At 70.3% G+C, this 11,476-nt stretch carries 13 protein-coding genes; 9 read left to right on the top strand and 4 right to left on the bottom strand.

Translation table 11 applies throughout. From position 1 onward, the window contains the following. Positions 1 to 66 precede the first annotated feature (66 nt). The 6 genes from ADL03_RS42970 (at position 67) to ADL03_RS42945 (ending at position 5,633) form a co-directional block, all read left to right on the top strand. Positions 67 to 1,116: an ABC transporter permease gene (locus ADL03_RS42970; protein ID WP_053739425.1), complete on the top strand. Its 1,050-nt coding sequence runs from the start codon at positions 67 to 69 to the stop codon at positions 1,114 to 1,116. After that, positions 1,109 to 2,041, top strand: coding sequence for an ABC transporter permease (locus tag ADL03_RS42965; RefSeq protein WP_053739424.1), 933 nt, complete (start codon positions 1,109 to 1,111; stop codon positions 2,039 to 2,041). Before ADL03_RS42970 ends, ADL03_RS42965 begins: the two co-directional genes overlap by 8 nt. A 2-nt stretch (positions 2,042 to 2,043) precedes the next feature. Continuing rightward, positions 2,044 to 3,210, top strand: coding sequence for an ABC transporter ATP-binding protein (locus ADL03_RS42960; protein ID WP_053739423.1), 1,167 nt, complete (start codon positions 2,044 to 2,046; stop codon positions 3,208 to 3,210). Beyond that, positions 3,207 to 4,199, top strand: coding sequence for an ABC transporter ATP-binding protein (locus tag ADL03_RS42955; protein ID WP_053739422.1), 993 nt, complete (start codon positions 3,207 to 3,209; stop codon positions 4,197 to 4,199). The genes ADL03_RS42960 and ADL03_RS42955 overlap by 4 nt, the downstream gene beginning before the upstream one ends. A 176-nt stretch (positions 4,200 to 4,375) precedes the next feature. Next, positions 4,376 to 5,212 (top strand): N-acetyl-1-D-myo-inositol-2-amino-2-deoxy-alpha-D-glucopyranoside deacetylase, encoded by an 837-nt coding sequence (mshB, locus tag ADL03_RS42950; protein ID WP_053739421.1) that lies wholly within the window; start codon positions 4,376 to 4,378, stop codon positions 5,210 to 5,212. After that, positions 5,202 to 5,633, top strand: coding sequence for a hypothetical protein (locus ADL03_RS42945; protein ID WP_053739420.1), 432 nt, complete (start codon positions 5,202 to 5,204; stop codon positions 5,631 to 5,633). The genes mshB and ADL03_RS42945 overlap by 11 nt, the downstream gene beginning before the upstream one ends. Here ADL03_RS42945 and ADL03_RS42940 read toward each other — a convergent pair. Beyond that, positions 5,609 to 6,319 (bottom strand): GNAT family N-acetyltransferase, encoded by a 711-nt coding sequence (locus ADL03_RS42940; RefSeq protein WP_197289149.1) that lies wholly within the window; start codon positions 6,317 to 6,319, stop codon positions 5,609 to 5,611. The genes ADL03_RS42945 and ADL03_RS42940 overlap by 25 nt on opposite strands. 158 nt (positions 6,320 to 6,477) lie before the next feature. Here ADL03_RS42940 and fdxA point away from each other — a divergent pair, with 158 nt between their 5' ends. Together fdxA and dapC are read left to right on the top strand one after the other, a co-directional pair. Beyond that, positions 6,478 to 6,804, top strand: a complete 327-nt coding sequence (gene fdxA / locus ADL03_RS42935; protein ID WP_053739418.1) for a ferredoxin — start codon at positions 6,478 to 6,480, stop codon at positions 6,802 to 6,804. Continuing rightward, positions 6,801 to 7,898: a succinyldiaminopimelate transaminase gene (dapC, locus tag ADL03_RS42930; protein WP_369809091.1), complete on the top strand. Its 1,098-nt coding sequence runs from the start codon at positions 6,801 to 6,803 to the stop codon at positions 7,896 to 7,898. The genes fdxA and dapC overlap by 4 nt, the downstream gene beginning before the upstream one ends. Positions 7,899 to 7,942: 44 nt before the next feature. Here the strand turns inward: dapC and ADL03_RS42925 are convergent, their stop codons facing one another. The 3 genes from ADL03_RS42925 to ADL03_RS42915 all read right to left on the bottom strand — a co-directional run bounded on the left by ADL03_RS42925 (position 7,943) and on the right by ADL03_RS42915 (position 10,344). Further along, positions 7,943 to 8,848, bottom strand: a complete 906-nt coding sequence (locus ADL03_RS42925; protein ID WP_157529770.1) for a hypothetical protein — start codon at positions 8,846 to 8,848, stop codon at positions 7,943 to 7,945. Positions 8,849 to 8,930: 82 nt separating this feature from the next. Then, positions 8,931 to 9,887, bottom strand: a complete 957-nt coding sequence (gene dapD, locus ADL03_RS42920) for a 2,3,4,5-tetrahydropyridine-2,6-dicarboxylate N-succinyltransferase (RefSeq protein WP_197289148.1) — start codon at positions 9,885 to 9,887, stop codon at positions 8,931 to 8,933. Positions 9,888 to 9,930: 43 nt separating this feature from the next. Further along, a complete protein-coding gene (locus ADL03_RS42915; RefSeq protein WP_053739415.1) occupies positions 9,931 to 10,344 on the bottom strand; it encodes a hypothetical protein in 414 nt (137 codons plus the stop codon). 60 nt (positions 10,345 to 10,404) lie between these two features. On the opposite strand from ADL03_RS42915, the gene dapE reads away from it, so the two are divergent. Next, positions 10,405 to 11,472: a succinyl-diaminopimelate desuccinylase gene (dapE, locus tag ADL03_RS42910; RefSeq protein ID WP_053739526.1), complete on the top strand. Its 1,068-nt coding sequence runs from the start codon at positions 10,405 to 10,407 to the stop codon at positions 11,470 to 11,472. The last annotated feature ends 4 nt before the right edge of the window (positions 11,473 to 11,476 follow it).

The raw sequence follows: 11,476 nt of genomic DNA, 5'->3' as shown, positions 1-11,476 counted from the left end.
CGGCCCCGTTCGCCTGGGTTCCCCGCACGCCACCACCGCGCGTACATTCCGCGCTGCGGGGTTCCCGTGCCCGGCCTCACCCCCCGGCAGCCGGGTGCCGCCCAACAGGAGCTTGTCGTGATTCGCTACATCATTCGTCGTTTGCTCATATCCATACCGATCCTGCTGATCGGTAGCTTCGCCTGCTACGTCCTCGTCGCGACGGCGGGCAACCCGCTGGCGGAGATGCGGTTCCGCCCCGGCGTCACCGAGGCCGACATCAAGGCCGCCGAGATCTCGCTCGGTCTCGACAAGCCGATCGTCGTCCGCTACTGGAACTGGCTCACCGACTTCCTGTCCGGTGACTGGGGACAGAGCATCGCACTCGGCCAGGCGAAGCAAGCGGTTTTCCCGGCGGTCACCGACGCGCTGTGGACCACCGGGCGGCTGGTCATCGGGGCGGAGCTGCTCGCGCTCACCCTGGGTGTCTCGGTCGGCGTGCTCGCGGCGGTGAAGCAGTACTCGATCTTCGACTACCTCGCCACCAGCACCGCGTTCCTCATGTTCTCGATGCCGATCTTCTGCGTCGCCGTGATCGTGAAGAACTACGGCATCCAGTTCAACAACGTCCTGGAGTCGATGGGGCTGGACCGCTGGCTGACCACCGCGGGCCCGCGGCCGGGTGGCTTCAGCGGCGACATCGGCGACGTGATCTTCAAGTACACCGGCACGTTCCTGTTGCCGACGGTCGCGCTGATGCTGATCAGCTTCGCCGCCTACAGCCGGTTCGAGCGGGCCTCCATGCTGGAGATCCTGCACTCGGACTTCGTGCGCACGGCGCGGGCGAAGGGCATCTCGCAGAGCCGGGTGATCTTCCGGCACGCGTTCCGCAACGCGCTCATCCCCGTCGCCACGCTGTTCTCGCTGAACTTCGGTGCCGTGCTCTCCGGCGCGATCATCACCGAGACGGTGTTCGGCTGGGCCGGCATGGGCACGCTGCTGGTGAACTCCGTGCGGCAGTTCGACCCCGCGATGCTGATGGGCTGGCTCGCCGTCACCGCGACCCTGATCGTGCTGTTCAACCTGGTTGCCGACGTCGTGTACGGCATCCTCGACCCGAGGATTCGCCTTGGCTAACATCAACCTGGCGTCCGAGGGCGGCGTGGTCAGCAGCGCACCCGAGGCAAGCGCCCACGAGTTCGACTCGGCGAAGACCCGCACCCAGGGCCAGCTCGTCATCCGCCGCTTCCTGCGCCACCGGCTCGCGATGGTGAGCCTCGGCGTGTTCGTCTTCCTGGTGCTCTTCGCCTTCCTCGGCCCGTTCATCTGGACCTACGACTTCGAAGACGTCTCCAGCAAGTCCTACCAGCCGATGAGCGGCACGCACCCGCTCGGCACCACCCAGGTCGGCAAGGACATGCTCGCGCTGCTCATGCGCGGCACCGGCTACTCGCTGCAGATCGCGCTGATCGTGGCGGCGCTCGCCACCGCCATCGGCGTCACGTTCGGCGCGCTCGCCGGCTACCTGCGCGGGTTCGTGGACACGGCGCTGATGCGCCTGGTCGACCTGCTGCTGATCATCCCCCAGATCGCGGTCGCCGCGATCGTGGTCAAGGGCTTCTCCGGCAGCTGGTACGTCGTCGCGCTGGTGCTCGCCGCGTTCGCGTGGATGCAGATCGCCCGCATCACCCGCGGTGAGACGCTGTCCTTGGCGCAGCGGGAGTTCATCGAGGCGGCCCGCGCGTGCGGCGCCACCACCCCGCGCATCATCTTCAAGCACCTGGTGCCGAACATGATCGGCAGCATCACCGTGAACGCCACGCTGGCGATCGCGGCGGCGGTGCTCACCGAGGCCGCGCTGTCGTTCCTGGGACTGGGCGTCCAGCCCCCGGACACCTCGCTCGGCGTGATCGTGCTGGAGAACTACGGGCAGTTCCTGAACCGGCCCTGGCTCTTCTGGGGTCCGTTCATCGTGCTCGTGTCGCTCTCCCTGGCGGTCAACTTCATCGGTGACGGCCTGCGCGACGCGTTCGACCCGAGGCAGACGAAGGTGCGTGCCTGATCATGACCAGTGTTCCCGCAGTGTCGGAGGACCTCCTGCCCTCCGGCGACAGCACCACCGCGCCGCTGCTCTCGGTGAGGGACCTGTCGGTCACCTTCCCGACCGACGACGGCGACGTCCGCGCCGTGCGCAACGTGTCGTTCGACCTCAACTCCGGTGACGTGCTGGGCATCGTCGGCGAGTCGGGCTCGGGCAAGTCGGTGTCGTCCATGGCGATCATGGGCCTGCTGCCGAACAGCGCCAGGATCGAGGGCTCCATCCGCTACCGCGGCCAGGAGCTCAACGGCCGCACCTACAAGCAGATGCAGCCGTTCCGCAGCAAGCACATCTCGATGATCTTCCAGGACCCGATGACCTCGCTGAACCCGGTGTACACCGTGGGGTGGCAGCTCGCCGAGACCTACCGCGCGCACCACGACGTCTCCAAGAAGGCGGCGTGGGCCAAGGCGGTCGAGGCCCTGGAGCTCGTCGGGATCCCGCAGCCGGACAAGCGGGCCGCGCAGTACCCGCACGAGTTCTCCGGCGGCATGCGGCAGCGCGTGGTGATCGCGATGGCGATCATCAACGACCCCAGCGTGATCATCGCCGACGAGCCGACCACCGCGCTCGACGTGACGGTGCAGGCGCAGATCCTCGACACCATGCTGCGGCTGCAGGCCGAGACCGACGCGGCGATCATCATGATCACCCACGACCTCGGCGTCGTGGCCGGCATGGTCAACCGCGTGCAGGTGATGTACGGCGGCACCGTGGTCGAGTCCGGCCCGGTCGACGACGTCTTCGAACGGCCGCGGATGCCCTACACCGTGGGCCTGCTGGGCTCGGTGCCCAACCCGGCCACGCTGGGCAAGCGGCTCACCCCGATCAAGGGCACGCCGCCGTCGCTGGTGAACCTGCCGACCGGCTGCTCGTTCTCGCCGCGCTGCCCGCTGGTCGCCGACGTGTGCCACGAGTGGGAGCCGGAGCTGGAGGAGGCGGGGCAGCCGAACCACCGGACCCGCTGCCACCGCTGGGAACACCTGGCGAACCACGAGCAGCCGCAACGGTTGTTCCTGCACGACGAGATCGGCACCGTGGAGAACCCGGCGGCCTTCGCCGTGGCGAACCCGGACGAGTCGCTCGAAGTGACCGCCGTGCACGGCACCCTGCTCGACGAGGAGACGAAGTGACCACCCCGCTGCTGGAGGTCACCGACCTCGTCAAGGAGTTCCCGGTGCGCGGCAAGGGGATCATCCCCCGCAACACCGGCACCGTGCAGGCCGTCTCCGGGGTGTCGTTCTCGCTGAGCCCCGGCGAGACGCTCGGCCTGGTCGGCGAGTCCGGCTGCGGCAAGTCCACCACCGGACGCGCGATCCTGCAGCTGCACAAGCCGACGTCGGGCTCGGTGAAGTTCGACGGTCGCGAGCTGACGTCCATGAGCAACAAGCAGCTCCGGCCGCTGCGCAAGGACATCCAGATCGTCTTCCAGGACCCGTACGCGTCGCTGAACCCCAAGTGGCAGGTCAACGACATCATCGCGGAACCGCTGGTGATCCACGGGGTCGAGGGCGGCGTGCAGCGCCGGGTCAACGAGCTGATGGAGCTCGTGGGCCTCAACCCCGAGCACCGCAACCGCTACCCGCACGAGTTCTCCGGCGGTCAGCGGCAGCGCATCGGCATCGCCCGAGCACTGGCGCTCAACCCGCGCTTCATGGTGCTGGACGAGCCGGTCTCCGCGCTGGACGTCTCGGTGCAGGCCGGTGTCGTGAACCTGCTGGAGGAGCTGCAGGAACGGCTCGGCCTCGCCTACCTGTTCGTCGCGCACGACCTCTCGGTGGTGCGGCACATCTCGGACCGGGTCGCGGTGATGTACCTCGGCAAGATCATCGAGATCGGCGAGCGCGAGGCGATCTACACCCGGCCGATGCACCCGTACACGCAGGCGTTGCTGTCCGCGGTGCCGATGCCGGACCCGAAGCAGGAGCGCAAGCGTCAGCGGATCGTGCTGACCGGTGACGTGCCGTCGCCGGTGAACCCGCCGTCGGGCTGCCGGTTCCGCACGCGGTGCTGGAAGGCCCAGGACATCTGCGCCACCGAAGAACCGAAGCTGGTACGGCGCGGAGCACCGGACGGAACGCTGTCCGCGTGCCACTTTGCTGAGGAAAAATCGGTCGTCTAGAACTCCGGTGCCCTGGCAACGGAATCGCGAGATCGCGTCGGTCGTCCGGTCAACCGCTCACGTCGAATTCGGCGAAGCCCAATTCGGCGTGAGCGATTCGGGCGGACGGCCGACTTCCCGGCGATCTCGCCGCCCCTGCGGAGCAGGGGCCATATACACCGCTTTACTCTTTTCTGGTGACGCTCACCGCTCCACCACGGTTGCTCTTCGTGCACGCCCACCCAGACGACGAGAGTCTGTGGACCGGCGGCACCATTGCGCGCTACGCCTCGGCCGGCGCCCATGTCACCGTGGTCACGTGCACCCTGGGCGAGGAGGGGGAGATCATCCCGCCCGCACTCGCGCGCCTGGCAGCCGCGGAGGCCGACCAGCTCGGTGGCTACCGCGTCGGGGAGCTGAGATCCGCCTGCGCCGCACTGGGCGTGACCGACCACCGCTTCCTCGGCGGCATCGGCCGCTGGCGTGACTCGGGCATGGTCGACGTGCCCTCCAACGCCCACCCGCGCGCGTTCGTCCAGGGCGCGGTCGAGGACCAGGCCGCCCAGCTCGCCGAGGTCCTGCGCGAGGTCAGGCCGCAGGTCGTCGTCAGCTACGACGCGTTCGGCGGGTATGGCCACCCGGACCACATCCGCGCGCACGAGATCACCATGGCGGCCTGTGCGCAGGTCTCCGACGTGGAGCGGGTGTTCTACGCGGTCACCTCCCGCGACGCCACGGACGCGGGCGTCAGCGCCCTGGAGAACGTGCCGGAGGCGTTCCGGCTGCCGGAGCCCGGCGAGCTGCCGGTGACGCCGGACGAGGACATCACCACCGTGATCGACGTGTCCGAGCACCTGATCGCGAAGCGGCGTGCGTTGCGCGCGCACTCGACGCAGGTCAGTGTGTGGGACGAGGGGTACGCGTTGTCGAACGGCATCGCGCAGCCGCTGGTCGGGAGCGAGTACTACGTGCTCGCCAAGGGACCGGCGGAGGGCGCGGCCGCTGACCTGTTCGGAGGACTGGGTGAGCGCTAGCTGGCGAGTGGTCCTGCTGCTGCTCGTGTGCCTGGAGGCAGCGGCGCTCGCCGTGCTGGAGGTGTTCTTCCTGCTCGTCCGCTTCGACGGGACGCTGCTGCCCGACTGGGGCGCGTGGCCGTTCCCGGTCATGGTCGTGGTGGCGCTGGTCAGCACCCCGGTGCTGGTCATGTGGGCCGCGGCGCTGTCGGACCGGGTGTCCGCCGCCGCGGCGCCGCTGCTGGTGTGGTTCTTCACGATCTTCGGGATCGCCTACCTCGAACCGGGGCGGGTCAACGGCGTCAGCTTCCTGCTGGGCGACTGGCGCACGTTGCTGCTGATCGCCGGCGGCGCGTTGCCCGGTGCGGTGGCCGTGAGCGCGGCGATGGCGCGCAACGCGGCCAACCGGCCCGGCCGCTACGAGACCGCGGGCACCCAGTAGCGGTAGCGGTGGTGCTCGGAGCAGCCGAGCTCCTCGTACAGCCGGATCGCCGCGGTGTTGTGCTCGGCGACCTGCAGCACGCACGTCGTGGCGCTCTCGGCCAGTCCCCAGCCCGCCAGCCCGCCCATGAGCCGGGTGGCGAGGCCGCGGCGGCGGTGCTCCGGCCGCACCGCGAGCCGGGCGACGTGCAGCACGTCCTGCACGACCGCGCCGCGCACGGCCGCGACGACGGTCCCGTTCTCCTCGACGCCCGCGAAGCAGACGCGGCCGGTGCCGAGCACGTGCCGGATCGCGGGCGTGACCTCGGATCCCGCCGTCAGTTCCCACCATCCGGGAAGATCACGACTTTCCACGGTGCCGTCCGCGAACTTCGCCAGTGGACCCGTCATGACCAGCGACTCCGCCCCGCCGGGGTGGTCGAGGTCGACCCGCCAGCCGGCGTCGGCGATCGCCTGCTCGTGAGCGCTGTCGCGCACGACGTGTGCGGTGGGTTTGATGCCGTGCGCGCGGGCGAACTCCTCGGCGGCCGCCAACGCCCGCGGGATCGGCACTCCGGGATCTCCGCAGGTGAGGGTGCTGTTCGCGCGGCCGGTGAAGCCGGCGGCGGCGCGCATCGACCAGTCCCCGAGCGGTTCTTCCGCCAGTGCGGGCCATGCTCGGGCGCAGAGCGATTCCAGTTGATCCACGGTGTGCACGGGGCCATCCTCGTCGGGGACCGCGGGTCCGGAAGGGTGGTGTGACGTGGCGCACCAGTCAGCTAAGGCAAGCCTGACCGGGTGATACTCGAACGTGCCGCGTACTCTCCGGCTGCGCGGTGTGGACCAGGGAGAAGCAGGAGAGCGCAGTGACCTATGTGATCGCCCAGCCGTGCGTGGACGTGCTCGACAAGGCGTGCATCGAAGAGTGCCCCGTCGACTGCATCTACGAAGGCGACCGGATGCTCTACATCCACCCCGACGAGTGCGTCGACTGCGGTGCGTGCGAGCCGGTCTGCCCGGTGGAAGCCATCTACTACGAGGACGACGTCCCCGACGAGTGGAAGGACTACACCAAGGCGAACGTCGACTTCTTCGACGAGCTGGGCTCGCCCGGTGGCGCCTCGAAGGTCGGCAAGGTGAGCAACGACCCGCAGTTCATCAAGGCGCTCGAGCCGCAGGCCGAGGGGCATTGATCATCAACCGCCGGGGTCCGGCACTGCCGGACTTCCCGTGGGACTCGCTGGCCGGCCACGCCGCCAAGGCGCGCAAGCACCCCGGCGGTGTGGTCGACCTGTCGGTCGGCACACCCGTCGACCCGGTTCCCGCGGTGATCCAGTCCGCGCTGTCGTCCGTCGCGGACATCCCCGGCTACCCGACCACCCACGGCACGCCCGAGCTGCGTGCGGCCTTCGTGGCGGCCGTGGAGCGCCGCTACGGCGTCACCGGGCTCTCGCCGGACGCCGTGCTGCCCACCATCGGCTCCAAGGAGCTCGTGGCGTGGCTGCCGACCCTGCTGGGCGTCGGTCCCGGCGACGTGGTGGCCGTGCCCGCCGTGGCGTACCCGACCTACGAGGTGGGCGCGCTGCTGGCTGGTGCCGAGGTCGTCCGGCTCGCCGACGACGAGCCGCCGCCCGCCGGCACGAAGCTGGTGTGGCTGAACTCGCCGTCGAACCCGACCGGCCGTGTCCTGTCGACCGAACAGCTGCGCGCGGCCGTCGCCGCCGCACGTGCGGCCGGGGCCGTGGTCGCGTCGGACGAGTGCTACCTCGCGCTGCCGTGGGACGCCGAGCCGGTGTCCGTGCTGCACCCGTCCGTCGTGGACGATTTCGACGGTGTCCTCGCCGTGCACTCGCTGTCGAAGTCGTCCTCGCTGGCCGGGTACCGGGCCGGGTTCGTCTTCGGCGACCCCGAGCTGGTCGCCGGTCTGCTGGAGCTGCGCAAGCACGCCGGCATGATCGTGCCGCGGCCGGTGCAGGAGGCCATGCGCGCCGCCCTGGACGACGACGAGCACGTGGCTGAGCAACGGGCCCGCTACCTCGCCCGGCGTTCGGTTCTCAAGCCCGCGCTGGAGGCGGCCGGGTTCACCGTGACGCACTCCGAGGCGGGCCTGTACCTGTGGTCCTCGCGCGACGAGGACGCCTGGGAGACCATCTCCTGGCTCGCCGACCGCGGCATCCTCGCCGCACCGGGCACGTTCTACGGCCCGGCCGGCGCGCGGCACGTGCGGATCGCGCTGACGGCCACCGACGAGCGCGTGGCGGCGGCCGTGGAGCGGCTGACGGCCTGACCAGGGCTCCTGACTCAAGGGCTCCTGGCTTCAGGGCTCCTGGCTCAAGGCTTCAGTGCCGACCACACCCGGCGCGTGAACTGGTTGGGCGGCACCGCGTCCGTCGTGAGCCGGACGCTCGTGCCGATCTCCTCGCCGCTCAGGCCCAGGCCCAGCACGAGGTGCCAGTGCAGGTCCCACAGGTCCTGGAACGCGTCCAGCTCCACGTCGGCGTCCGCGCTGACGTGGAGCACGGCCGGTTCCGCGACCCGCACGACCCGCTCGACCGCGCGCACGTCCCTGCTGTTGGTGCGGAAGCTGAACGCCAGGTCGACCGTCTCGCTGTCCAGCCCGTACGTGGCGTACGAGTGGCAGCGGTGGTGCGGCAGGCTCAGCGGCTGGTTGGTCTCCAGGTAGAGGTCGCCCTCGAACCGCAGCGTCGGCGAGTGCTGGCTGAGCGTGGCGCGGGCGCTGACGAACTCCCAGCCCGGCATCTCCAGCCGGGGGATCAGCAGCTCCAGGATCTCGCCGCGGCGGGCCGACCGCGTGCGTTCACCGGAACGCCACGGGATCTCGCGGCTGTAGGGCTCCTTCTTCGTGACGAACACGTACGGCGCGTTGTCGGTCTGCAGCGACAACACCACGACGGTCCGCCGTGGCGCCCAGTCGAACGCCACCGTGGTGAGGCCGGGGGCGACGCCGTCGAAGTGGCTCTCCACCCTGGGCCACCAGCTCGACAGCTCCTCGGCGGGGGCGCCCTTGACGTAGCGGCCCTTCTCGTCGACGCCGACGACCCACATCGCCTCGGAACCGCGTGCGGCGTTGCAGAGGGCGGCGATCTGGCGGGCGGCCTTGCCGTGGTCGACCGGCCACTGGGTCTTGAACTCCACGAAGGAGTCCTCCGACTGCGCGCCCTGCAGGGCACGTTCGATCGCGGCGCGAGCGTTCAACTCAAGTCGCTGTTTCAGCACGTGCACCTCCCTGGCCGGTCGGTGGAGGTGGCGCGGGCCCAGCCTGCCTGGGCAGACCGGGCCCGGACACCGCGTTCGTACCTCAGTCGTTCGCGTGCAGTGCGGCGTTCAGTTCGACGCCCGTGCCCTTGCGCGGCTTGACCTTCACCACGCCGTCCGTGGAGTCCCTGATGAACAGCAGGTTCGACTGGCCGCTCAGCTCGACGGCCTTCGTGACCGTGCCGTCGGGCAGCGTCACCTTCGTGCCCGCCGTGATGTAGAGGCCCGCCTCGACCACGCAGTCGTCGCCGAGCGAGATGCCCAGGCCCGCGTTCGCGCCCAGCAGGTTGCGCTCGCCGACCGAGATGACCTGCTTGCCGCCGCCGGACAGGGTGCCCATGATCGACGCGCCGCCGCCGACGTCGGAGCCGTCACCGACCACGACACCGCCGGAGATGCGGCCCTCGACCATCGAGCTGCCGAGCGTGCCGGCGTTGAAGTTCACGAAGCCCTCGTGCATGACCGTCGTGCCGGCCGCGAGGTGGGCGCCCAGGCGCACCCGGTCCGCGTCGCCGATGCGGACGCCGGACGGGACCACGTAGTCGACCATGCGCGGGAACTTGTCGACGCCGTAGACGGTCACCGGGCCGCGGACGCGCAGGCGGGCGCGGGTCTGCTCGAAACCGTCGACCGCGCACGGCCCGTGGTTGGTCCACACGACGTTCGTGAGCAGGCCGAAGATGCCGTCGAGGTTCGCGCCGTGCGGCTGGACGAGGCGGTGGCTGAGCAGGTGCAGGCGCAGCCAGACGTCATAGGTGTCGGCCGGTGCGGCCGCCAGGTCGACGGCCACGCGGACGCCGACGACCTCGACGCCCCGTTCCGGGTCCTCGCCGAGCAGCTTGGCGGCGGCCTCGCCCAGTGCCGCCGCGATCTCGGCGGACGACACGCGGGTGGTGCCGAGGTCGGGCGTGTCGCCGAGCTCGGGGGAGGGGAACCAGGTGTCGAGGACGGTCCCGTCCGTGGTCACGGTGGCGATTCCGAAGCCGTATGCGGTGCTCACGGCCTCACAGCCTAGTCCGCTCACATCACCGGCCGTCGAACGGCTAGCCCGGGACGTCCGCGGTGAAGTACAGCGAGCTGAGGTCGCCGCGGGTGGCGATCAACGCCTCGTTGCACTTCCACTGGCGGGCGTCGGTGCTGGACACGTTGTCCACCCGCACCTCGCCGCACCGCTGAGCCTCGAAGTCGCCGACCGCCCTCATCAGGCGGGGCAGCACCTCGCTGACGCCCTGCTCGACCTCCCTGCCGCGCAACGACCGGTCCAGCGCGCGGGTCATGGTGCCCACCTCGCCGACCCACGCGGCGCACTCGGCGGGGGTGCCGCTGTGCTGGGAGCCGCACGGGGCCGCGAACAGCGTCCTGATCTCGCCGCACTGGCGGTCGCAGGCCGCGGGGGGCTCACCGCACGCGGTCGTCATCAGCAGCACCGCGATGACGGGCAGTGTGCGTTCGATCACGCGCCGCACGCTATCGGCCGAACGGCCCAACGCCCAAGTGGCGACAGTAGGGTGGTGGTCGTGTCCGACACCCTTGATCTGCTGGCCGACCCGATCGAGCTCACCGCCGCGCTGGTGGATGTGCGCAGCGTGTCCGGGGAGGAGGCCGAGATCGCGGACCTGGTCGAGCGGTCGCTGCGGCTGCACGCACCGCACCTGGAGATCACCCGATCGGGCAACGCGGTGCTGGCGCGCACGAACCTCGGCAGGGACCGGCGGGTGGTGCTCGCCGGGCACCTCGACACCGTGCCGGTCAACCAGAACTTCCCCGGCCGGCGCGAGGGCGACGTCCTGCACGGCTGCGGGACCGTGGACATGAAGGGCGGCGACGCGGTCATGCTCGCGATCGCGGCCCTGAGCGGGGACGCGCGCCACGACCTGACGTTCGTCTTCTACGACTGCGAGGAGATCGAGGCCGAGCGCAACGGGCTCACCCGCATCGAGCGCGACCTCGGGGAGTGGCTGCGGGGAGACCTCGCGATCGTCTGCGAGCCGTCCAACGGCACGGTCGAGGCCGGCTGCCAGGGCACCATGCGCATCGAGATCAGGACGACCGGGAAACGCGCCCACACCGCGCGGGCGTGGATGGGCGAGAACGCGATCCACGGCATGGGCGAGGCGCTGCGCCGGCTCGCGGCCTACGAGCCGCGCCGTCCCGAGATCGACGGCTGCCGCTACCACGAGGGCCTGCAGGCGGTGAAGATCAGCGGCGGGGTCGCGGGCAACGTCGTGCCGGACGAGGCCGTGCTCACGGTCAACCACCGGTTCGCGCCGGACCGTTCGGTGGCACAGGCCGAACAGCACCTGCGCGAGGTGTTCGAGGGCTACGACGTGACGGTCACGGACTTCGCGGCCGGTGCGCTGCCGGGCCTGAACGCCCCCGCGGCACAGGAGCTCGTGGCGGCGGCCGGTGGCACGCCGGTGGCCAAGCTGGGGTGGACGGACGTGGCGCGGTTCGCGGCGCTGGGCATGCCCGCGGTCAACTTCGGGCCCGGCGACCCCACGCTGGCGCACACCCAGCAGGAGAACGTGCCGGTCCAACAGATCACCGGCTGTTTCGACGTGCTTCAGCGTTTTCTGCTGGCCTGATCAT

Origin of the sequence: Nocardia sp. NRRL S-836 (genome assembly GCF_001279525.1) — a bacterium.
GTDB lineage: Bacteria > Actinomycetota > Actinomycetes > Mycobacteriales > Pseudonocardiaceae > Lentzea.
This window is presented reverse-complemented; position numbering and strand designations above follow the sequence as displayed.

Bases quoted from the DNA above. Each gene is read 5' to 3' on its own strand.
- ADL03_RS42960 (WP_053739423.1), top strand. From the start codon at position 2,044: ATGACCAGTGTTCCCGCAGTGTCGGAGGACCTCCTGCCCTCCGGCGAC.